At 57.0% G+C, this 22,535-nt stretch carries 18 protein-coding genes and 1 pseudogene; 13 read left to right on the top strand and 6 right to left on the bottom strand.

Features of this window, described 5'->3' with window-relative positions:
• Position 1 precedes the first annotated feature (1 nt).
• The gene (locus GC177_08105; protein ID MBI1275919.1) at positions 2 to 1,126 is read left to right on the top strand and encodes a hypothetical protein; all 1,125 of its coding nucleotides are present in this window, start codon (positions 2 to 4) and stop codon (positions 1,124 to 1,126) included.
• Positions 1,127 to 1,196: 70 nt separating this feature from the next.
• On the top strand, positions 1,197 to 6,134 hold the full coding sequence (locus GC177_08100; protein MBI1275918.1) for a hypothetical protein: 4,938 nt from the start codon (positions 1,197 to 1,199) through the stop codon (positions 6,132 to 6,134).
• Position 6,135: 1 nt separating this feature from the next.
• Here GC177_08100 and GC177_08095 read toward each other — a convergent pair whose 3' ends face one another.
• A complete protein-coding gene (locus tag GC177_08095) occupies positions 6,136 to 6,570 on the bottom strand; it encodes a DUF2170 family protein (protein ID MBI1275917.1) in 435 nt (144 codons plus the stop codon).
• A gap of 116 nt (positions 6,571 to 6,686) precedes the next feature.
• Between GC177_08095 and GC177_08090 the strand changes: the two genes are divergently transcribed.
• Entirely contained in the window at positions 6,687 to 7,091 is a 405-nt protein-coding gene (locus tag GC177_08090) for a hypothetical protein (GenBank protein ID MBI1275916.1), read from the top strand.
• Here the strand turns inward: GC177_08090 and GC177_08085 are convergent, their stop codons facing one another.
• Positions 7,092 to 7,577 carry a tRNA-specific adenosine deaminase gene (locus tag GC177_08085; protein ID MBI1275915.1) on the bottom strand — a complete coding sequence of 162 codons (486 nt, stop codon included), beginning with the start codon at positions 7,575 to 7,577 and terminating at the stop codon, positions 7,092 to 7,094.
• A gap of 61 nt (positions 7,578 to 7,638) precedes the next feature.
• Here GC177_08085 and GC177_08080 point away from each other — a divergent pair, with 61 nt between their 5' ends.
• The 3 genes and pseudogenes from GC177_08080 (at position 7,639) to GC177_08070 (ending at position 10,526) form a co-directional block, all read left to right on the top strand.
• Complete coding sequence (locus tag GC177_08080; GenBank protein ID MBI1275914.1) at positions 7,639 to 8,331, top strand: hypothetical protein; 693 nt, start codon at positions 7,639 to 7,641, stop codon at positions 8,329 to 8,331.
• 78 nt (positions 8,332 to 8,409) lie between these two features.
• Positions 8,410 to 8,658 (top strand): annotated as a pseudogene (locus GC177_08075) (DUF2610 domain-containing protein).
• Between the two features lie 467 nt (positions 8,659 to 9,125).
• Entirely contained in the window at positions 9,126 to 10,526 is a 1,401-nt protein-coding gene (locus tag GC177_08070; GenBank protein MBI1275913.1) for a GNAT family N-acetyltransferase, read from the top strand.
• On the opposite strand, the gene GC177_08065 is transcribed toward GC177_08070, so the two are convergent.
• Positions 10,523 to 11,644, bottom strand: coding sequence for a hypothetical protein (locus GC177_08065; GenBank protein MBI1275912.1), 1,122 nt, complete (start codon positions 11,642 to 11,644; stop codon positions 10,523 to 10,525). The two genes, GC177_08070 and GC177_08065, sit on opposite strands and share 4 nt — an antisense overlap.
• 38 nt (positions 11,645 to 11,682) lie before the next feature.
• The gene (locus GC177_08060) at positions 11,683 to 12,339 is read right to left on the bottom strand and encodes a hypothetical protein (GenBank protein MBI1275911.1); all 657 of its coding nucleotides are present in this window, start codon (positions 12,337 to 12,339) and stop codon (positions 11,683 to 11,685) included.
• A 151-nt stretch (positions 12,340 to 12,490) separates the two neighbouring features.
• Between GC177_08060 and GC177_08055 the strand changes: the two genes are divergently transcribed.
• The gene (locus tag GC177_08055) at positions 12,491 to 12,904 is read left to right on the top strand and encodes a hypothetical protein (protein MBI1275910.1); all 414 of its coding nucleotides are present in this window, start codon (positions 12,491 to 12,493) and stop codon (positions 12,902 to 12,904) included.
• On the opposite strand, the gene rnd is transcribed toward GC177_08055, so the two are convergent.
• Entirely contained in the window at positions 12,905 to 14,152 is a 1,248-nt protein-coding gene (gene rnd, locus GC177_08050) for a ribonuclease D (GenBank protein MBI1275909.1), read from the bottom strand.
• A gap of 207 nt (positions 14,153 to 14,359) precedes the next feature.
• Between rnd and aspS the strand changes: the two genes are divergently transcribed.
• From aspS to GC177_08025, 5 genes are all read left to right on the top strand, one after another.
• On the top strand, positions 14,360 to 16,174 hold the full coding sequence (aspS, locus tag GC177_08045) for an aspartate--tRNA ligase (GenBank protein ID MBI1275908.1): 1,815 nt from the start codon (positions 14,360 to 14,362) through the stop codon (positions 16,172 to 16,174).
• Positions 16,175 to 16,255: 81 nt separating this feature from the next.
• Entirely contained in the window at positions 16,256 to 17,035 is a 780-nt protein-coding gene (gene cmoA / locus GC177_08040; GenBank protein ID MBI1275907.1) for a carboxy-S-adenosyl-L-methionine synthase CmoA, read from the top strand.
• An 11-nt stretch (positions 17,036 to 17,046) separates the two neighbouring features.
• Entirely contained in the window at positions 17,047 to 17,793 is a 747-nt protein-coding gene (locus tag GC177_08035; GenBank protein MBI1275906.1) for a phospholipid methyltransferase, read from the top strand.
• Positions 17,794 to 17,859: 66 nt separating this feature from the next.
• Positions 17,860 to 19,380 carry a hypothetical protein gene (locus GC177_08030; GenBank protein ID MBI1275905.1) on the top strand — a complete coding sequence of 507 codons (1,521 nt, stop codon included), beginning with the start codon at positions 17,860 to 17,862 and terminating at the stop codon, positions 19,378 to 19,380.
• 58 nt (positions 19,381 to 19,438) lie between these two features.
• The gene (locus GC177_08025; protein ID MBI1275904.1) at positions 19,439 to 21,289 is read left to right on the top strand and encodes a hypothetical protein; all 1,851 of its coding nucleotides are present in this window, start codon (positions 19,439 to 19,441) and stop codon (positions 21,287 to 21,289) included.
• Here the strand turns inward: GC177_08025 and GC177_08020 are convergent.
• A complete protein-coding gene (locus GC177_08020; GenBank protein MBI1275903.1) occupies positions 21,286 to 22,050 on the bottom strand; it encodes a hypothetical protein in 765 nt (254 codons plus the stop codon). The genes GC177_08025 and GC177_08020 overlap by 4 nt on opposite strands.
• Before the next feature lie 173 nt (positions 22,051 to 22,223).
• On the opposite strand from GC177_08020, the gene GC177_08015 reads away from it, so the two are divergent.
• Entirely contained in the window at positions 22,224 to 22,478 is a 255-nt protein-coding gene (locus GC177_08015; protein MBI1275902.1) for a hypothetical protein, read from the top strand.
• Positions 22,479 to 22,535 lie beyond the last annotated feature (57 nt).

Below are 22,535 nucleotides of genomic sequence, written 5' to 3'. Positions count from 1 at the left end.
TATGTCAGATTATAACTGGGTTCCAAGCTATAATAGCCGCAATATGAGCGACCGCTACCGGCAATATTCGGAGCGGGCGAATGAGCATGGCTCGGCAGATTCTTCCAGCAAAGCCGAAAAAAGCTCGGAATTGAGCTTTGGCGATGTGGTGGATGCCATCAATCCGTTGCAGCAATTGCCGATTGTCGGTTCCATTTACCGCGCCGTTACCGGCGACCAGATCAGCGATGCCGCCCGCGTAATGGGCGGAACGCTTTATGGCGGCCCAATCGGGGCGGCCGTGGCGGTGGCCACCGTCACGCTCAAAAATGAAGAAGGGCTGGACCTGGACAAACCGGTTATGGCCATGCTGGGTAAGGAACAGCAGCCGACCGACGAAAGCGCCACCATGCTGGCCGATGCCTCCGACGCGACTGATAGCGATGTAAAAGACACCACCGTGATGGCGGCGACAGAGGATCCCAACGTATTTGACGTGGCAGACAGTGCCGATGCCGCCCAGCAGGCCGCGCCCACCGTGCCCGTTGCCAGCTCGGCCCTGCCGAGTGTCGAAAACAATGCGGATGCATCCCTGGATGTGGCCGAGGCGCCCAAGGAAGCCCCGGTTAAACTGGCCAGCATTCCCACCCCGGCCGACAAGCCGGACGCACCCGTCCATGCAATGCATAAAACATCCGAACATCCGGTTACCTTCCGCCCGGCAGGCAGCCGCAGTTTCAGCCTGGATGCCTACCGCAACGGCACGGTAACCCATGAGGGCTTTACCCGACCTGAACCGGCCCGCGTTGGCGCACCCAGCCGTGCCAACCGCGATATCGAGGCAAGCCCCGCGCTAATCGCCTCGCTGATGGCGGATTCGGACAGCTCCACTGCCGCTGCAATGGCTCAGGGCGGCCCGGAATCCCCGCTGCCGCTGGATATGGGTGGAATGGTGCCCCCCATGCGCGAGGCCGGCAGCACCCTGACCAAGAAAGAAGCCATGCGCACAGTGCTGGAAACCATGCAGGACCTGAGCAGCATCAAAACCCTGCCGCCTGAACTGGCAAACGCCCCGGTACCGGTGGCAAAGCCGGTGAACCATGTCGCGAAAGAGGCCGCCAATCTGTCCGCCGCGGATAATACTTAATTAACCCACGGATTAATCGTTAATTAGTTAGTGTTTGTTAGGCTGACCCGCGTAATGAAGGGTCGGTTTTGTGTTTACAGGTGAAGATTTCATTCTGCCGGAGGCACTCATTGTAAGCGGGACGGATTTTCTGTCCCCTGAGGCATTTCGTGAGCAATTCAAGAAAGAATATGCGGCAGGCACCGTTGCTTCGAATACCACGGCCATTGCCCTAGAACGCAAGCAAGACAGCGATAACCGCATCAAAAACTATGATCGCATCGATAACCCCAAAACCCCAATATTGGGCATAAGCGGCGATAGGCTGGCTGACGGTAATCATTGCATGTTATATTGCCAGGAGAAGGGTATTTCTCCTGTTCCTGTACTCGTACCACGCAGACAGGTGGACTCGGTTCGGGGTATCATTCAGCAGCTTAACGATGACGCCTTGCTGGATCAGCTTTATGAGAAAAGCAAAGCATTCTACGAAGCCAAACTGGTGGAAAAGAAAAAGCTGAATACCAAGGGCAATCCCGATGGCAGCGCGTTGTTCAATCAATATACCAGCAGCAATTCCAGCCAGATGCCTGTTCAGGAACCTGCACAAGAAATACAAGTTTTCAATAATCTCATCCGGGTGCAGATCAGCGACGCTAAATTTGCTGTTTTTGACGGTGAATGGGACTTAGCCCGATCCGCTTATGCCGAAGCCTATATCAAACACCAGGTGGGTGGAAAGCATTGTAAAGTTGTGCGTTACAACGCTAACGCCAATAAGGAACAGATGCTGGCGGGGGATGATGTAAGGCGTAACAGCGGCCTGTATGATGTGGTTGTGGCGATTCACCAATCACCCCAGGGAAATAAGATTCCTGCTTATGCGGATAGCATTCAATCCCTGCAAAAGATGCTGGCCAACCAAGCCCGTATCTGGGTGGACGATAAACTTGAAGCCCTGATTCAGCAGCACCGCTCGCAAGGCGGAATACCGGACGGCATCACCAATCCCCAAATAAAAGCCAAAATCATTCCGGAATCCGATGACGCGCTGCTTAGAATTACGGCCGATCTATTGGAGCGCGGCAATATCCACGTACCGAACCCCTTTACATCCGTTAGGAAAGAAGACGATGTCATCAGCAATAAAGTGTGGGACGATCTAATTGCGGGCAATCATTATTCCCCCAATCAATTTTTGGGCCACCTTGAAAAGACGGTTAACAGCGTACTTGTTCCGGAAGAGATTTCCGTTGGCACGACGCAGAATATAGGCGGCAGAGCCCTCAGTCATTTGCTCGAGAATGGCTATACCGGTATGGTGGCGCGTGTTTTTAACCACGACATGAACCTCTTTCGTGAGACGCTTGGCCTTACCGACAGGAATGGGCAGACCATTGCTCTGGCTTATGTCTCTTACGGGCAGGATCTGAAGGCCCTGGTGTCGAACCTCAAATTCAGCAGTCATGCGGAATTCATCCGGGAATATGGCCTGAACAATATCGCCACCTTCACCAAGCACAGCTATGGCGCCGTGCTTAAGGAGCTGGGGTTCGACTGCTCTACGCTTGATGGAATTGAGCGTTATGTTCAGCAGGTGCATCGGGGTGATTATGTTGAATTCATGGACCGTAATTTTCATTCGCTGGAAACGGGCCGCCATATTGCAATCAATGAATTCAACCTGTCGCTGGATGATTTGGCGAAACTGACGGAACGCGCCATTGCCGGCCAGAGCCCCAACGTGGCGGGCAGGATCATTTTTGACCTTTGGGGCGAGGGGCTTGGGCTGTTTTTAGAAACGGCAAGGGTCGATTCCGTCATCGCGCTGGCAGAACTTGCCGGACAGCTGAATTTAAAAAATGGAAATGACCCACATCCGCTGGCCAGCTTCGCCAAAGGGATGTTTGGCAATGAAGTGCATCTGGTGGCACAGGCAACCAAGCATCTTCATTTGCGGCTGGCCAATGAAACGGATTTCACCCTTATGCTGGGGCTCTGCAACGGCAGCCCAACCGAACTGGTGACACGCAACGGCGCAACCAACCTGCAAGCATTTGCCAGGCTCCATGATATTTCGCCCCGAGTCTGTTTTGAACGACTTTTCGGCACAAGCAAAGGCCAGGATGCGCTGACAAAAATGGGGGAAAAGTTTCCGCAGGTGCTGGATGCAGGCTCGCCTTATAACCCAGCATGGCTTGCAGAGGCCATTGGCGTTCCTGAAACCGAGTTGAATGGACTGCAGGAAATTATACGTACGGAGCGTGCGCACGCGGCGGCAAAGATTGCGGCAGCCATTCAGGAGGCCGCTAATCTTCATGCCGGATCGGACAAGGATGCAAAAGCAGGCCTTGGTGCCGTCAAGGATATGCTCGGCCTTTTGGATATCGAGGCTACCGTCAGTATCTCGTCCCTCACGCCGGATGTGAATAATCTTGTTCCCGTCATCGATATTCAATTTGCGCCATCTGCCGATAAGGATGCCAGGGACATGGCGTGGGCCTATCTGCAACGGGGGCTTGAAAAGATCGGGAAGAAAGAACTGAGCGAGCGGTTTTTCGTTTCCGGCGCGCAGGATGGCTCGGACACGTTGAGATTATGCGTACGGGAAAAGAACATTCCCAATGCGCAGAACTTCACCCGCGCCGTCATACGGGCAGATGAGCTGGCGTTTCAGGACATGGCCTGCCATCAGATGACCGGTGTTTTTGAACAGCAGCAGGCCTCATTCAAAACTCCCTTTGAGCGATTCGACCTGCTGAATGTGGACCCGGCGGATGTGCACCATGCCCATCAAAACGGCCAATATTCTCCGCAGGTCAGTGGCGAACCGCCTAACCGCACCGTCAGGTTTTTCCAGATATGGGATGACCACGCCATCACCATGCTGGTGCCGAGCCCGGCCAATCGCGGCAATAACCAGAAACATGACACAGGCGAAGCAAACCTTACATTCGCGACGTTCTTTGGCCTGAAAGGCGAGCTGGCCGCAACACCGATTAAGGTGATTGCACATGGGCAGCAATGGCAGAGCGACCCACGTCTTGTCGAATTCTCCATTCCGGAACCGCTGCTTTCACAGGTCAAGCAGGCCATGGAAGCGCAGCGGCAGAGGGAGCAGGCCGCCAAAGAGGCCGAGCAGGTAACAGGATTCGATAATAGGATTCGCGCTATCCTGACGTTTGATGCCACCATTGCCGATTATGTGGATTACGTGGTCAGGCAGGATGATGGCAAGGTTGTCGCAGGTAATGGGTTTTCAGATGAGTTCAACGCCTCCGGCAATGCGCCCAGGCCATTTGCCCAACTGGCACAATTTGCGCCTGATGGCGTGCTGACGCGTGAACGGGTGGAGGCCACGACCGACCTGGCGGGCTGGGACGCGCTGATGGCGGATATGCAGAGCGCAACAGGCTTGCGCGATGAATGGATTGACCGGGCGGAGGATATTGCCGGGCGCCTCTACCAGATTTTCAAACATAAGGAAACCATTGTTGAGTTTAATAAAGAGCATGGCCGCTTTGAGGTGGCAAACACCCTCAAGCATGGCAATTATTGGAGAGATGTGGCGCCAGAGCATGTGGTGGCGCGCTTAAACGCGGCTATGAAACCGGATGCGCTGAAAGATGCGAAAGCTGCGATTGAAGATGAGTTTCGTCATATCATAGGCGATGCGGTAAAGCATTTTGAGGCGCAGCGAGATGTTCTCACCCAAAACCTTGTTACGGTGCAGGCATCGATAAAAACGCTGCAGGATTTCGGCGTGAAGCTTGTGGATAATAAGACATTGCAGGAGCATCTAGGCGGGTTTGAAACGGACAAGGCGCGCCATGAACTCACCTCCACTTCGCTAAATTTCCCGGCCCATATTCCCAGCGTTACACCCTTTGACACCCCAGATCCCAAGCCGGTTCCCATACATAAAGACCCTGGTAGTTTTAAGCCAACACCCGAGCAGACACTGGCCTGTTTTAAAAACGTGCTAAAAGCAGCAAAAATGAACCCCGACCATGCGTTTCTCTATCATGGAGAAATCATGATAGCCCATGTGCCCGGGCCGTTGGGACGGCTGCAAAACTCTGCCAACGCAGCTGAAAAAGCCCTTAAGAACGCTGGCCTTGTCGCCTCTGATAAGCCTGTGAGATATTCAGACGCCAACCCTGCCGGCAATCCGATCAAAGGAGCCGCTGGCTACGTGACGGTTTCGCTTAACAGCAATGAATATGGGCAAAAGGTGAAAGATGCCATCAGCCAATGGCAGAATGAACAGTCCAATACGGAACATCAAGCCGCTTTGGCGGAATATGAGAAAGAAGCACCTGCCCGCATACGCCAGGCCGCGCATATGAGAAATATCGAGATTGACCGGCAGAATGATGCGGCAATTGCGGCAACGCAAACGCATCGCGCCGCGCATGTGGAAGGCGCGCTTGGCTTTATGGTCGCCCATCTTGATACGCTTGAATCGAACCCCAATCACACATTCCCGCAAGATCAACTGGAAGCCTTGCGGCATCTTAAAAAGTTTTATGCAGAGTCCACGGTTAACAACAGCGGCACCTATAAGCGGGATGTGGCTTTAGTGCGGTTTGATACCAGTAAACCCGGCTATGATCCGGAACGTTTGACCGAATCACTAAAGGTATTGGGATTCACGCCCGGATATACCAAGACCCATAATGTGACGCGTGTGACAACCGGCATTTATATTTTGGATCAACACCCTGAAACGCTGGAGGATGTTCTTACCAAGCTGGATACGGTGGTGGGTAAGTTTGTAAGCGCGTGTGGCACCCCATCCGCACGTTTAAACGATGCAAAAATAGCCAAGGTAACGCTTGAAGGCCAGCGTAATGGCCAGCAAGAAACAGTGGTAAAAGAACGCGCGGAGCTGATTGATGAATTGAGGGGGCTGACCGGTTATAACCCCATCATCATGCAGCCGCTGGAGCTGCCGGATAAGAACCTGATCGAAAGCTCGTTTGAGCAGGCGATTTCTCAGCTGAAAAATTCGGATATACCGCGTTGATTCAACCCGCCTGGGACGGGCGGATGAGGAAGGACTCCATCGCATGGAGAGCTTCCAGGGCATTGTCGTTCAGGGTTTTTAGCTCGAGCAGAATGTCCTCGATGGAAGAATCAAGCGACATGGCGCCAAAGACGACATAGACGTCGCCCATTTTGCCGTAGGACGACAAAGGCATGGGGATGGAGAGCTCCAGCATGCGCTCCCACATCTCATGGCGTTTGGACAGGATGACGTCCTGATCGCGGAAGAGGTGGACGATAGACAGGAGCTGGGAGGCCGAGGCGGCGACGTACATGGGCAGGGAATCGCGGTCGCGGATGAGCAGTTCCAGCATCGGCACGGGGCCGTCCACCAGTTGGATGTCAAAGCGCAGGTCACTGTCCGGGCGGGCGCCTTCCACTTCGAGCCGGGCAGATAGGTCGTGCAAATAGGTCATGGATGCACCCTAGCAGGCTTCTGATTAAAAAAGGCTTGATGTTGGTTGTTCCGGGTGCGGTCATAAAAACGTCACGCGGCGGGTTTATCACAGGCCATCTTTAAATGGAGCGCCCTATGCCGAAAAGCCCTTTGCATGACTGGAACTATGGCTGGAATATCTGCTTTCCCGATGCGGAAGCGGCCCAGGCTTTTGCCGGTAAATTGCTTGATGCCCTTCAGGCGGCTAAGATTCCGACAGACAAGGTCGTTTATTACGGCAATGGGGCCGACGAGTTGACGGCGATAGAATGGCTTTTGCGGGAATCCGGTCTGTCCTATATGGCGGCAAAGGGCATTGATGGCTATGTCGCGGGCCTGGCAGGCGAAGAGGGGCGCAATGCCGCCAATGTTGTCAATGTGCTGGTGCCAACGGTGGCGCTTCCATCGGCACAATCGACCCAAACCACTCAGATTGTCCGTATGCTGGCCGAACAAGAGCAGGTGCAGGCATTTTTTGTGCCCGGATTTGTCGGCAAGTAATCAATAACGCCGCTTATCCCGCTTTTTGTCCCAGGCATCAAAGGGATCTTCCCCCTCCTCTTCCAGCATTTGCATGCTGGGAATGCTGCGCTGGGATGCTTCCTGCGCGAACTGATCGTAGATGAAGGCATCATCGAAGCCGCTGAGGGCGGCGCGTTCGCGGCTTGCCGCAAAGACGATGCGGTCCACATGCGCCCAATAGGCGGCAGCCAGGCACATGGGGCATGGTTCGCAGCTGGTATAAAGCACGGCCCCGTGCAGGTGAAACTGGCCCAGGGATTTGCAGGCCTCGCGGATGGCGACCACCTCGGCATGGGCGGTGGGGTCGCAATCGCCGGTAACGCGGTTCCAGCCCGTGCCGATGATCTCACCATCCATCACCAGGATGCAGGCGAAGGGTCCACCCTCGTTGCGGGCCTGCACCTCATGCGCCAGATGGATGACATGGCGCAGAAAGTGCTCGTCTTGTTGCTGGGATGATTGCATCGGTGGAAATCCACGTTATTTTGTCCACTATAGCGCTGAGTTGCACAATAAGAGGTTAATCATGTCTGAGGCTCCTGTTGCACGGATCTACCGCCCCGCTAAAACGGCCATGCAGTCCGGCAAGCGGAAAACCGGCGCGTGGGTGCTGGAATTCATCCCGCAGGAGCGCAAGCGCATCGAGCATATCATGGGCTGGACCGGATCAGGCGATATGCTGCAGCAGCTCAAGCTGGCATTCCCAACCAAGGAAGAGGCCGTCAGCTACGCCGAGGAACGGGGCATCCGCTTCGTGCTGGGCGTGCCGCACGACCCGGCGCTTCAGGTGAAGGCCTATGCCGATAACTTCTCCTTTAACCGGGTGCGCGCCTATGCCGGGCTAACCAACACACCCACGGCGGCCATACCACGCATGGCCACACCGGCCTCCCCCGCCAAGGCCAATGCCGCGCCCATGCAGCAGCAGGCGGCCGTGGCACAGGAAGCCGGCAATAAGGCCATTGAACCCTCCTCCGCCACGACCAAGAAAATGGTGGCCGAAGTCGGGCGCCCTATTGTTCCCGTGTTAAAACCCGCCGCCAAGAAAAAGCTTATCCAGGTGGCGCCAAGGCCAGTGGCTGGCCAAACGCCGCGCAAAGCGACCGCGCCTGCCGCACCCAAGATTACCAAACCCGTTGCATCCGGCGCTGCCAAACCGGCAAAACCTATTGTTGCGTTAAAAAAGCCGCTGCCGAAACAACCGGGCAAAAAGAAATAGGCCCCCGAGGGACTAACAAGCGGTTAATCGCTTCTTCACCTCGCCTTGGTATGGTTCCAACAGGAGGAAACCGCCGCCATGAAGAAATTTTCCATCCCGTGCGATTTCGGCGGCAAGAAATCCCCCTTCAGCGTCTATATCGGCGAACCGAACCCCAAGAACCATCCGTTGCAATTTCAGGCTGACTGGCTTTCTAAGGAGCGAGGCGGCACCATCCCGCCCGAGGTGATGGAAAGCTTTGAGAAGCTTCATAAAATATCCCAGGAGCAGGGCGTTTCCTTTGAGGAGTTATGCGTCTACGCACTTGGCGCGGCGCAGGAGGAAGAGAAGAAGCGCCAGACAACCGGCGGCGCGGCCGCAGCAAAACCCGGCGCGCCCGGCGCTAAAGCGGCACCCGTGCCCGGCCTGCCCAAACCCGGCGCGACAGCCGCAGCGGCGGCAAAACCCGCCCCCGCAGCAGGCGGCCTGACCAACCCATTCGCCAAGAATCAAGGCGCGGCGAAACCGCCAGCCGCGGCAGGCGCCGCCGCTCCGGCCAAACCGGCCACGCCCGCTGCACCGCCCGCTGCACCGGTTGCGCTGCCGCCAGTGGCCCAACCCGCCAAGCCGCCCGAGGCCGCAACCAAGGCACCCACCGTGCCCGGCCCACCCGCCAAGCCGCCGACCAACCCGTTCAAACCGGCGGCAACCGCCCCCACCACGGCAGACCCGAACAAGGCGCCCCCGGCCAACCCCTTCGCCGCGCAGGAAAGTGGCGGCGAGGAGCAAACAGACAGCCAGAACGGCGGCGCGGCATGAGTTCAAGCCTCCACCAGATCAGCGTGGAAGAGCTTGCCGAACGCCTCGGCAAAGATACCAAACTGGCGGTGCTGGACGCATCTTGGCACATGCCCGCCAGCGGTCGGGACGCATTGCAGGAGTTCAATGCCGCGCATATTCCCGGGGCGCAGTTTCTGGATATCGACGAACTGGCCGACCAAACGACTCCCCTGCCCCATATGCTGCCGTCACCCGGGGCCTTTGCCCAAGGGATGGCGGAGCTTGGCATTACGCCGGAACATGAAGTGGTGGTTTATGACAGCGCAGGGTTGTTTTCCGCCGCGCGCGCCTGGTGGATGCTAAAAGCCTTCGGCCACCGGCAGGTGCGGGTGCTGGCAGGCGGTCTGCCTGCCTGGAGGGCGGCGCGACAGATGGTGGCGGGGGATTATGTGAACCCTGCGAAGACGGATTACCCCGTTCCTTCGCCTGCCCGGCTTGTGTGCGACCTGCATGGGCTGCAACGGCAGATGCTGGACGGGCGGCAAGTGGTGGATGCGCGCTCCTCCGCACGGTTCGCCGGGCGCGAGGTGGAACCGCGCGAACATATGCGTCAGGGCCATATACCGGGCAGTTTCCATGTGCATTATGCCAGCCTGCTGGACCCCATCTGCAAGCAACTGCTGCCACCTGACAAGCTCAGGAGCCTGTTTGAGGCGGCGGGGGTAAACCTGGCCAAACCCATCGCCACCACCTGCGGCAGCGGCGTGACGGCAGCGGTGCTGTGCCTGGCGCTTGCCGAAATCGGGCACGAAGACTGGGTGTTGTATGACGGCTCCTGGGCGGAATGGGGCCAGGCGGAGATGCTGACGCCGGTGGAGCATGATATCGGCCGGATGACGGGTATCCATATTCCCACCCTGGTGACGGGGGAGGTAACCTACACCATTCTGGAAATGTCCATGCCGCCGGATAAGGCCATGCCCGTGGCCCCGACGGGCGATATGGAGCTGATGTATGCGGAGGATATACCCCTCAGCTATTATCGCTATCTCTACCATCGTATTGGCCGCCCCTGGCACTGGAGCAGCCGCCTGCGCATGGATGACACGGAGCTGACGGATTACCTGCACCACCCGATGCATGAGGCACATGTGCTTTACCATAAGGGCGCGCCTGCGGGTTATTTTGAACTTAACCTGCGAAACCCGGAAGAGGCCCGCATCCCCTATGTCGGCCTTTTGCCGGACCATATGGGCAGGGGGCTCGGCAAATACCTGATCTATACGGCCGTGAACCTCGCCTGGAAACATGCGCCGGAACGGGTGATGGTGAATGTGTCCTCGCTGGACCATCCGCGCGCATTGCTGTTGTTACAGCAGGCCGGGTTCACGGTCAGCAGGCAGGAACGCAAGCTGGCCACGCTCTATCGGGATTAGCGAACGGCTGCCTGGCCTTCCACGACGGATTCTCCACTCATGAGCGCGCGCCAGAGATCCAGGTCGGAGCTTGTGTCCCTGTCACCTATGATGTGCTGATCGGCCTGGGCCAGAATATCGCCCGGCTGCACGGAACTGAAGATCTGCCTGGTCTGGCCATCTTCCTGAATCATGGACAGGCCAACACAGGGCACTCCTTTGACAAAATCGCGCACGGCAGCGCCCGTAAAATGCATTCGCAGCGGATGCCCTGCCACTTCCAGCGGGATGTTCAGCAAGGGTTCGGGCCAATGAACGTGCCCGGCCAGCACATGATGAACCTCACCATTGCACAGGGCCCTGGCCAGTTGGGCCATTTCTTCGGCCAGCCGCTCAATCGCCTGACGGTCGAGTTCCGAAACTCCATGGGATTCGGGAATTTCCCTGAGGCTTTGCAGGAACACCTCCCTTGAGCCCATATCCAAAAGCCGCTCCATTCCGATGCCCGAGCCCGACGCCACGTCGTTCAAGGCATATTCCATGCGATTGATGAGGTATTCCTTGGGGAAGTTTTTTTCCGCCACAATGCCGGTGATCAGCATTTTCACGATGCCGTAAATGCCCGCCATAATGGGGTTCGGCTTGGGGATTTCCGCACTGTCGCTATCCGCCACCAGGGCGGGCACTTCCAGCTGCTCGCTTTTTTTCGCGCCGCCGAATACGTGCTGTCCGTGCAGCGCCAGGATATCGCCCCGATGATAGAAATATTTGCGGTATTCCAGACGGCCGGGAAATTCGCTCTCCAGCTCATGCAGGAGCTTTATGTATTCGGGATGATTATCGTGATTGCCCTCCACATAAACGACGTGGAGATGCGGGAAATCCTGTAGAATGCGGCGCACCACCGACAGGCCCGCCTTGACCGGATCATACCCGGGCATGGGCTCGTCCAAATCGGGCAAATCTCCGTTTATCAGGCACAGGCCCTGGTCAAGCGCGCCGAGGGCGACCTTGTCTTCCAGCTCCTGCAAACGCGCATAAATGCGCTCGAGCTCTTTCTTGCCTGTGCCGTAAAGCGTTGTCAGATGAAGATCTGAAAAGACTTCTATGCCCGTCAGGCCTGTATTGATTTCCGTCATGCGTATCTCCAGTTGCGGGAGACCATAACCGAAAGCTGTTACGGTTTTTTAACAGTATTTTCCTGCGTGGATTGGCTTAGCTGGTCGATCTGGGACTGCATCTGGGTGGCCGCGGCTTCGTATTGCGCAGCTTTGTCTGGGTTGCCATGCTCCTTCAGCGCGGCGGCGGCCTGGGTATAGATGGTGGCGATGCCCCGAAGCGCCACCACACGATATCCCCTGATCACGTGAACGGCGGCATCATCCTCCGGCAAGGCGGTGCCGGTCAATTTAAGCAGGCGCTGGTAGAGTTCCTCGGCGGTGCGCAAATCGTTACCGCCCTGGATGGCAGCTTCCGCGCCGGAAGCCAGGAAGGCGGCCTTGCCCAGCATGTCCTTATTCTGGTCGCACATGGCCTCGCCCTGGCCGATGAGGTTCTGCACTTCGGCGGCATTGCCCATTTCCTCGGCATTACGGATGCGGGTGACCAGGCCATCGGTGTAGCAAAGGCCTAGCGAATTTCCTGCATCGAACAGAGCGGCTTCCTTGGCCAGGTCCACTCCTTTGAGCAACGGGTCGGTTTCAGGCGGTTTTTGAGAGGCCAGCCGCGCACCGTAAACCGCCGCACAGACCACCACCAGGATGGCAAGCGCCACCCAGCTGAAGCGGTCGAAATGCATGAAGCTTGCGATGTTCGGTCTTTTGAATCTCAGCATGAGGCACCCTGTGTAGCCTTAAGCTAGCCTTGCGGCGGGCTTGGCGCAAGATGCCGTATTTACCGTATGGAATATTCACGCTTCCGTCACATTAGCGTCATCGGAGCCGTATTATACAGGCAGCATAACGATTAAAATAATGGAGTCATGCATGGCACTTTCCCTTCAATCCGCCGATGATAACCTGCTGATCCTTAATGGCCTGGAAGTTTCGTTACTGCAGGCCCTGGGCGCGAGACTAAATAGATCGGAAGCTATTACCGGCCCGGAAATACTGGACATGCTGTTCGAACTTGAACAGCAGGGCGGGTTGAAGCGCTTGCCCGGCTTGACCGATGAAAGCCTGCCCCAGACAATGCGCGTTATGAGGCTGCAAGCCGAGATGCGGGCTGTATTCACCGAAGCCGGAGAGAAAACCGTGCTTGAGATGGCCAAAGGGGACCTGGAAAAGGACGTTCCGGCAGCCATTCGCGCGCTTGACGGGGCCGACCGCAACGCCGTGCTGCACGTCCTCAACGAAGCGCTGAGGACGTGGGAAGCCGAATATAGCAACGGCGTGGTTTAGTTATTTGCCCGTGTGACGCAGCAGGCGCAGCTTGCCGCCATCGTGGATGGTGAGGCTGACCTTGCCCTGGCAGAGTTCCAGCGCGTATTGGCCGAACACTTCCTTGCGCCAGCCGTTCATGGCATCCACCTCGGCCTTTTCGCCATAGAGGGCGATTTCTTCCAGTTCCCAGGTGTTGGCGAGCATGCGCGGGGCGACACGGGCGACCTCGGCGCAATGCCATAACAGCACGCGGAGCAGCTCCACCGTAGAATCCGGAATGGTCGGGCGGATGGCCGGGCGCGGCAGCTTGGGCAGGTCCTCGGCCGGTTTGGCGAGCACTTCCAGCACTACGCCGACAATGGCCTCGGCGGTGGAATCGCTCATATGGCCGCGCACGCCGCGCAAGCGGCGCAGGGCTTCCACGCTTTGGGGGGTGGTGGCGGCGATTTCCATCAGCCCGTCATCCTTCACCACCCATTGGCGCGGATGGTTGCGGCGCTGGGCTTCGCGCTCGCGCCAGCCAGCCAGGCCCTGCACCATCGCCACGAACAGCGGGTTGCGGGAGCGGAGGCGCATTTTCTCCCAGGCCTTTTCGGGGGCCGGGTTGTAGGTTTCGGGGTCGATGAGGGTTTTCATTTCCTCTTCGATCCAGCCCTGACGCTCCACCTGGGTAAGGATGTCGTTCAGGTGATGATAAAGTTCCGGCAGGTAGGTGACGTCGCCCAGGGCGTATTCCACCTGTTCCGGACGCAGCGGGCGCTGGGCCCAATCGGTGAATTGCTGGGCTTTTTCCAGGTTCACGCCGAGCACGTCCTTGACCAGGCGGGCGTAGGAGGCATTCTCGCCAAAGCCGCAAACCATGGCCGCCACCTGGGTGTCGAACAGGTTCTGGGGGACCTTGCCGCCGAGGAGGTTGTAGAAAATCTCCATATCCTGCTTGCAGGCGTGGAAGATCTTTACCAGCTCATCGTTCATGATCAGCTCGAGCAGGGGCTGAAGGTCGATGCCTTCGGCCAGCGGGTCGATGGCGCCGATATATTCGTCGTTGCCGGCCTGGATGAGGCAAAGTGTGGGGTAATAGGTCTTTTCGCGCATGAATTCGGTATCGAGCGCGATATAAGGACCGGCAGCCAGAAGTTCGCAGAATGCCTTAAGTTCTTCGTTGGTGGTGATCACCCCTTTGGAGCTGCGTGCGTGGTACGGACGAGCGGGAGCATTGCGACGGTTGTTGGCGTGGCGGCTGGAAGTTTTGCGACGTGGGCGCATGCAGGGTTGTTTCCTTAAGTCATTTAACTTTTGTTTTTCATAAAACGATGCTCTATAGCACAGCTAATTCCTTAATAAAGCAAGAAACCATATGGTGGCTCGCTACGCTCGCTTCACGCGCCTATTAAGGCGCGGGACCTCAATGGTCCAACTCGCTGCGCTCGTAACGGTGCCCTGTATCATCGTTTTAGATTTAGAGAAGTCATTATGCATCGCTACCGCACCCACCACTGTAACGAATTGAAAACCAGCCATGTCGGGCAGGAAGTCAAGCTTTCCGGCTGGGTTCACCGTGTGCGGGACCATGGCAACCTGCTGTTCATCGACCTGCGGGACCATTTCGGCATCACCCAATGCGTGACCGAAGCAGGCGAAAAACCCTTCGAGACCGCCAGCGCCGTGCGTCTGGAAAGCGTGGTGACCATCACCGGTGCTGTGACCAAACGCGATGCCGAGGCCATCAACGCCAACATCCCGACCGGTGAGATTGAGGTGCGGTTGAGCAGCTTCGCCCTGGAATCCGCCGCCGAGGTGCTGCCGATGCAGGTGAATGCCGAGCGCGAATTGCCGGAGGAAACCCGCCTGAAATACCGCTTCCTCGATTTGCGCCGTGAGAAGCTGCACAAAAATATCATCCTCCGTTCGGCGGTGATTGCATCGCTGCGCCGCCGCATGATTGAGCAGGGGTTTATGGAATTCCAGACACCGATCCTGACGGCCAGCTCGCCGGAAGGCGCGCGCGACTTTCTGGTGCCGAGCCGCATGCACCCGGGCAAGTTCTACGCGTTGCCGCAGGCGCCGCAGCAGTTCAAGCAGCTGCTGATGGTGAGCGGGTTTGACCGTTATTTCCAGATCGCCCCGTGCTTCCGCGATGAGGATGCGCGCGCCGACCGCAGCCCGGGCGAGTTCTACCAGCTTGATATCGAGATGAGCTTCGTGACGCAGGAAGATGTGTTTGCTGCCATTGAGCCCGTGCTGGAAGGCGTGTTCAAGGAATTCGGCGATAAGGTGGTGACGCCCGCGCCCTTCCCCCACATCACCTATCGCGATGCGATGCTCTATTATGGGTCCGACAAGCCGGACCTGCGCAACCCGCTGAAGCTGGCGGATGTGACAGAGGTATTCCGCGATTCCGATTTCGGCATTTTTGCTAAAGCCATTGCCAATGGGCAGGTGGTGCGCGCTGTGCCTGCGCCGAAAACATCCGAAAAGCCGCGCAGCTTCTTTGACAGCATGAATGACTGGGCGCGTGAACAGGGCGCGCCGGGCATGGGCTATATCATTTTCGGCACGGACGGCGCGGCCAAGGGGCCGATTGCCAAGTTCCTGAACGAAGAGCGCCTGGCCAAACTGAAGGAACTGACCGGCATGGGCGCGGGCGATGCCGTGTTCTTCGCCGCGGGCAAGGTGCTGGAAGCCGCCAAGCTGGCAGGTAAGGCGCGCGACATTGTGTGCGACCAGCTGGAGCTGCGCGAACAGGGCATCTTCAAATTCTGCTGGGTGGTGGATTTCCCCTTCTACGAGGAAAACGAGGATACGGGGCAGATCGAGTTCAGCCACAACCCCTTCTCCATGCCTCAGGGCGGGATGGATGCGCTGCTGAAGCAGAACCCGCTGGATATCGTCGCGCATCAGTATGACATTGTGTGCAACGGCGTGGAGCTTTCCTCCGGCGCGATCCGTAACCACAAGCCGGACATCATGCTGAAGGCATTCGAGATCGCCGGTTACAGCGCCGATGTGGTGGAAGAGAAATTCGGCGGCATGCTGCGCGCCTTCCGTTTTGGCGCACCGCCGCATGGCGGGCTGGCCCCGGGCGTGGACCGCATGGTGATGCTGATCGCCGATGAGCCCAACATCCGCGAGATCATCGCATTCCCGATGAACCAGCAGGCCGAGGATATCCTGATGGGCGCGCCGTGCGAAGCGACTGAGAAGCAGTTGCGGGAGCTCAATATTCAGCTTTCCCCCAAGGCAAAACAAGTGCTGGCCGAGGAAAAAGAGAAAGCTCAGGCAGCTTAATGAGGAATATTGCGGATTAAGCGGCGCGGAGTATGATGCGCCTGCTTAATCACGCTGCAACACCGTATCGGGGGCGCAAACATGTCTACCGGCAAGAACCCGGGCAATAACAGCAACATCAAGTCGCTGTTAAAGCTTGAGCAAAAAGACCAGGTATTTGAGACGGAAAAACCGGTGGCGGATTTCAGCTTTAACGACAAGGTGGCCCATGTATTCGACGACATGGTGAGCCGCAGCGTTCCCTATTATGAGGAAATGCAGCGCATGACCTGCGAGCTGGCGCGCGACTTCGCCGTGCCGCAGACCAGGCTTTACGATATCGGCTGTTCTACGGCCACGACCATGCTGGCCATGGATGCATGGGTGGATTCGACCGTGCAGTTCGTGGGCATGGATAATTCCGCCGAGATGCTGGCCAAGGCCCAGCAGAAAATCGACGCATCCGGCACCAAACGGCAGATTGAGCTTCAGGAAGTGGACATCCACAAAGGCCTGCAGATCGAGAATGCCAGCGTTATCACCATGCTGCTGACGCTGCAGTTCGCCCGCCCGCTTTACCGCGAGCGCATCATGAAAAATCTCTATAACGGCATGAACGAGCAGGGCTGCTTGATCCTGATCGAAAAGCTGACCAGCGAGAACACGGTGTTCAACCGGCTTTTCATCAACCATTACTACGATTACAAACGCCGGATGGGCTATACGGACACGGAAATATCCAAAAAGCGCGAAGCGCTTGAGAATGTGCTGATCCCTTACCGTCTGGAAGAAAATATCGATTTGCTGAAGGAAGCCGGTTTCCGACAGACGGAGATCTTCTTCCGCTGGTATAATTTCTGCGGCATTATCGCCATCAAGTAACAAGAGGATTTATGAGCGAGCAATACGGGCTACATTCCATCATGGTGCGTATCGGCAATAGTTTTTTCCGTCATCGCAACCGCTCGTTTCCGGCCATTATCTTCATCCTTTATGTTCTCGCCGTGCCGGTGGACACGGTGTTCGGCAGCGAGATGCTTGAGCATATCAAGGATGGTTTTGCCATATTGCTCGCCCTGCTGGGGCTGATGATCCGAGGCACCGTTATCGGGTTTGCCTATATCAAGCGCGGCGGGCTGAATAAAAAGGTTTATGCCGAAAACCTAGTGACGGAAGGTATGTTCGCGCTTTGCCGTAACCCGCTTTATGTGGGCAATATGCTGCTTTATGCAGGCGTGTTCCTGATGCATGGCAACCTTGCCGTGATGCTGGCGGGCATCGGCTTTTTTGCCTTTATCTATCAATGCATCATTTATGCCGAGGAAGCCTACCTGCTGGAAAAGTTCGGCGATGCCTACCGCGCCTATTGCAAGGATGTGCCGCGCTGGTGGATCACGTTCAGCCGGTTCGGCATGGCGACGTCCGACATGGAATTCAACCTGGGACGTGTGATTGAGAAAGATTACCCGACCATCACCACCACCATCGCCATCATCGCCATGACCGAGTTCTACGAAGAAATCGGCGAGGCAAGCCTGGCGCAGCATTTTGGCATGGAAGCAACCCTTCTGGCCATTACGGTGGGCATTGCGCTGTGGGCCGGTTGCGTGCATTGGCTGAAAAAACACAAAACCTCCTAGCCGCTTAACATAGATCATGTGCAAGTGCGTTGGCTTGCGCTAGAGATACCCAAAAGGGAGGGGTGCATGATCGCATTATGGAAGCGTGGCACACCGCTGCTGCAGCGGCTTTTCGGCATTGATGTGAGAGCACTCGCTCTGTTGCGGGTAATGCTGGGTTTCACCACGGTGCTCGGCACCCTCTTTCTCTGGACGCAGCTTGGCACATTTTTTACCGATGACGGGTTATTGCCGCGCCGGCTGGCGGTGGATTATGGCAGCTATGAGATGTTTCCCGCCTGGTTCTCCTTGTTTTTTGTGACGGGCGAGGCCTGGTTTTTGCATATCATGTTTGCTTTCACCTGCCTGTGCGGCGTGGCGCTGATGCTGGGTTATCGCTCGCGGCTGGCGTGTTTTTTGTGCTGGCTGCTGACCACTTCGATGATCAGCCGCATTTCCCCTTACGTGGTTGGCTGCGACATGCAGCTGAAAGTGCTGTTTTTCTGGAGCATGTTTCTGCCGCTTGGGAAATGGGCATCCATTGACCGGTTGAGGGAGGGCGGCAAGGACGCCCCTTCCGTGTATCTCTCTTTCGCATCGGCGGGGCTGCTGCTGCAGGTGCTGTATCTTTATGTTTTCGGCGGGCTGTTCAAAACCACGGGGACGGACTGGGACGAATCCGGCCTTGGGCTTTATTACGCACTCAATATCGTGCAGCATAATTCCATTTTTGCCCAGACGCTGGCCAGCATTGGGCTGCCTTACATCAAGTGGCTGAATTTCTATGTGCTGTATCTGGAAATATTCGCGTTTGCCCTTTTGTTCCTGCCGGTATTCACATACCCCGCGCGGCTGATTGGCCAGGTGCTCCTGATTTTGCTGCATCTGGGATTTGTGGCGTTTCTTTCTATCGGAATTTTTCCGCTGGTGAGCATTACCGGACTGACCGCGTTTACCTCGCCGATGGTGTGGAAGTGGTTAGGCCGCTCCCGTTTTCTGAATGCACTCTCAAGCCGTATGGGGCAATGGCTGAAACGGCTCGACCCACGCCTGCCCGCCACGCCCGCCCCCCCGGCATTTCCGCGGCACATGGCCGACGCGAGAGAAGCCGCGCTGGCGCTGCTGGCACTGCTGGTCCTGTGGCAGAACATGGCGATTCTTCCCTTTTTGAATGTTTCCTTTCCTGCGCCGTTCAAGCAAATTCTCTCCCATATCGGGCTGTATCAGCATTGGGGGGTTTATGCGCCCAACGTGCCACACCGGAGCGACTGGTTCGTGGTGGAAGGGGAACTGCGTGACGGCAAAAAAGTGGATGCGTACCGCCTTCTGGCCGAGCCGCCACGTAACTCCCGCCCTCATAGCGGCTATGACGCGCACCCCTATCCACGCTGGCTTTATTACATGATGCGCGTTAACTGGGCTTATCAGGGCGGTTATTTTGGCCAGTATATCTGCCGCCGCTGGAACAGCGGCGCCATGCGCGAGGAATATGGCCCGATCAAGCATGTGCGCGTGTATCAATACTGGCAGGATACTCCCTTGCCGGGCGGGGTGTTTTCCGAGCCAACCCGCCAGCTGGATTACGAGCAGGATTGCCCGTCGCTCTAGCCGCCATGCAAAATTGTCATATACACACGCTACATAAGCCCCCTGAAAGGATTGGCTTATGCGCCTGGATAGCCGACATACCGTTTCGGTGGATGCGATTGATGAGCTCGAGATGCCCCTTCGCAAGCAATTGCTGCTGACAGGGTTCAATACGCTGCGTCTGGCCATTGACCCCGAAGCGCACCTGAACGACCAGATGCTGCGGGCACGCGCTGAGCTGGAAGCCAAAATCAATTTCTACATGGTCCCGGACATCAATGAGGATTTTTCGGCGGATGAAAAGCGCCGCTGGTTCGGCACAGAGCGCGTCACGCGCCAGGATGTGACCTGGGAACGGCTGGAGGCCATACTCCGTCCAGCGGGTTTCAGAGGCTCTGTTTTCCGGGTGAATGACGCACTGGGCGGTTCCAAGCTCAATCACCTGTTTGCGCGGGATATGCCCCAGCATGAAAACCCTTATATCAATAACCGGACGCTGCCGGTTTATTTGCCGCGCACCGTAACGGCCTATCCTTCCCAGGAGCAGGCGCGCGCAGCAGCCAAGCTGCTGCGTATCATGACGCGCCACCCCGACCAGCCCTCCGGCTCAGTAGCGGAAATTCAGGCTGAGCATATTGAAAACGGCCTTCCGGAAGGGCTGTGGGTGGTGTCGGACACGATGAACCTTGCCACCCATAATGAATTGCGGCTGCTGATCCGCCATTTCGCCGGCGAAATGACGCCTGAGCATGTGATGCGCCAGACGCAGGAAATCCAGTCCCACGTGAATTCACGGCTGCTTGAGGGCGAGGCATGGGACGCGGAGCCAGGGGTCAACACCCTGCTCACGCTTCAGGGAAGACCGGGTGTCAAAATGTATCGCACCGTGCAGGACAGGCATGGCGCGATACAGGATGACCCGGAGGATGTAAAGCGGCTGGACAGCCTGCCCTACCAGGTTAAGCCACGCCTGACCAACAGCATTCCGCCCACGGTTGGTTTTGGCGAGGATGGAAAACTGCTGCCAGTCAACAGCCGGTTTGAGCAGCTTGGCAATCTGCTGATCGGGCCGGCGCGCTATCAGACACTGGTGCAAGGGCGCACCCATATGGGTAAAACCATTCGCACCGAAATGGGGCGCATGCTGCATGGGCAGACCGAGGCCGAATCGGTCTATGACCTGGTGAGCAGTAACGCGCGCTGGTACAACCCGGTCAATTTCATCACCGACGAGGCGGTGGGGCTGGTGGCAGGCAGTTTGGCCGTTGGCGCCACCCTGCTGCTGGCGGGCACATCCTATCCCCTTTACGCGCTGGTGTGGAAAAGCCGCGGCAAGGACCCGCTGAACCATGAGTGGAAGGCCGCCGTGGAGCGCGCCACGGGGATGAGTTTTACGCAATCCAATTTCAGCAAGGGGTGGACGTTTCGCGATACGGGCGGCGAATCCCTGCGTCAGGCCATTGAAACGGCAATTCCCGATACAACCGAGTTCATGGAAGCAAATCCGCTTCTGGGGGCGCCTGGCAACCTGCTGCCTGCGGACATGGCGCTCGACCATTTGGCGCATGAGGAGGATTTTGCCGCCGATTTCGTGGCGTATCTTCAGGCATCGGATAACTGGCCGCGCAACCTGCCGGGCTGGGCTCATGTGGACAAGGCCGCTGACGGCAATGCCGCGATTGCCGGGAAGGTGCAACAGGCCGCGTGGGATTATGCCAGCCATTATGCCCGTTATGTGCTGCATTGCATGGGCGGCCAGCCGGAAACCGGGGCATTCGCCGATGCGGTGTTCGCCCTATATGAAAGCCTGCACCGGGACGTGCCGAACCTGAACGCAAGCCGTGCGCGCGAACTGAATCACACGATTGCCGAAAGCGCGCGGGAGGAGCTGAAGACCTACCTCAGCTCGCTTCCGGCACACGGTCATTAGAAGCTTTTGGCTACGCTGAAGATAACCGTCGCATCGCAATTGTCCGAGCAGACGCTCTTGTCGATGTCGGTATCGGTATATTCCGCCATGAAATCCAGCCCCATGAAATTGTAGCTGAGGGAGGCGGCCCAGTCATTGTAATCAGGCAGGCCGAAATTGGCTTCGTTCTGGATTTCCTGATGGCCGACGCGGCCAGCGAGCTTCAGGTCATACGGCAGGGGGACTTCCACCGCGAGCTTGGTGTAGGTGGCATCGCCGGAATCGGCGAAGTTGTCAGGCGTGTAATTGACCGAGCCGCGCAACAGCATAAAGCCAAAATTATAGCCGAGCGTCAGCTGGTATTCGTAGTAATCGTAGTTCAGGTTCTCATTCGCACCGGGATAGTAGTAACCCAGAATGCCCAGATCGGCCGAGAAGTCGCCAATGGTGCCGGAAAGACCGGTGAAGGCATCCAGCTCCATATTGGCCTCATCGCCATCGTTGAAATCCACGTTGGAGCCCCAGGCGCCCATGTAAAAGCTGAGATTATCCATCAGCGGGACGGTGTAATTCAAACCGCCCTGAACTACGGGGTTCTCATCGTTTTGCGTGACGCCGCGAAAACGATAATCGGACGCAAAGGTTACGTTTCCGGTGATGGAACCCGGCAGTTTCCAACCGCCCTCCGCCTGTTCATCTGCGGCCGACGCGGCTTGCGTCGCCAGCATTGCGGCCAGGGTTACTGCGGCGAAAAGGATGGATTTGGTCATGAAAGCCCCCAAGGAATGCGAATGGCATTAACGTAACATTTACTATATTTAGTGTCTACTGCTTCGTTTTACCCTAAGTATGGCTTTTTTTGCCCAACCAAAAGATGAGTTAACAAAAGTTTAACTTGTTATTAACCATTGGCCGCGCTAGATTCCGTCCATCATTTTTGGAAAGGACCCCATCCATGCGTTCCGTTGTTGCCGCTTTTGCCATTCTGGCCGTTGCTTCCAGCCCGGCCCTGGCCGTTGACCTGAAAAAAGTCGACCAGACGAATGACCCGAAAGAACTCAAAAAAATCATCCGCGCCCAGCAGGAAGAAATTCAGGACCTCAAAGGCGACCTGAATAATGTCGCCCCCGCAGCAGGCCCCGTTGCCGAGCCCAAAACCACCAGCGATAACCCGCTGATGGAAAATAAGCTGAATTACCTGAAGCGCTAAGCCAGCATCCTAACGATGCGCAATGAGCCGGCCTGGGCAACCAGGCCGGTTTTTTCG

Source organism: bacterium (assembly GCA_016124905.1).
Classification (GTDB): Bacteria; Pseudomonadota; Alphaproteobacteria; order Rickettsiales; family RI-342; genus RI-342.
Note: the sequence above shows the minus strand (reverse complement) of the source record. Positions and strands in the feature narration are given on the sequence as shown.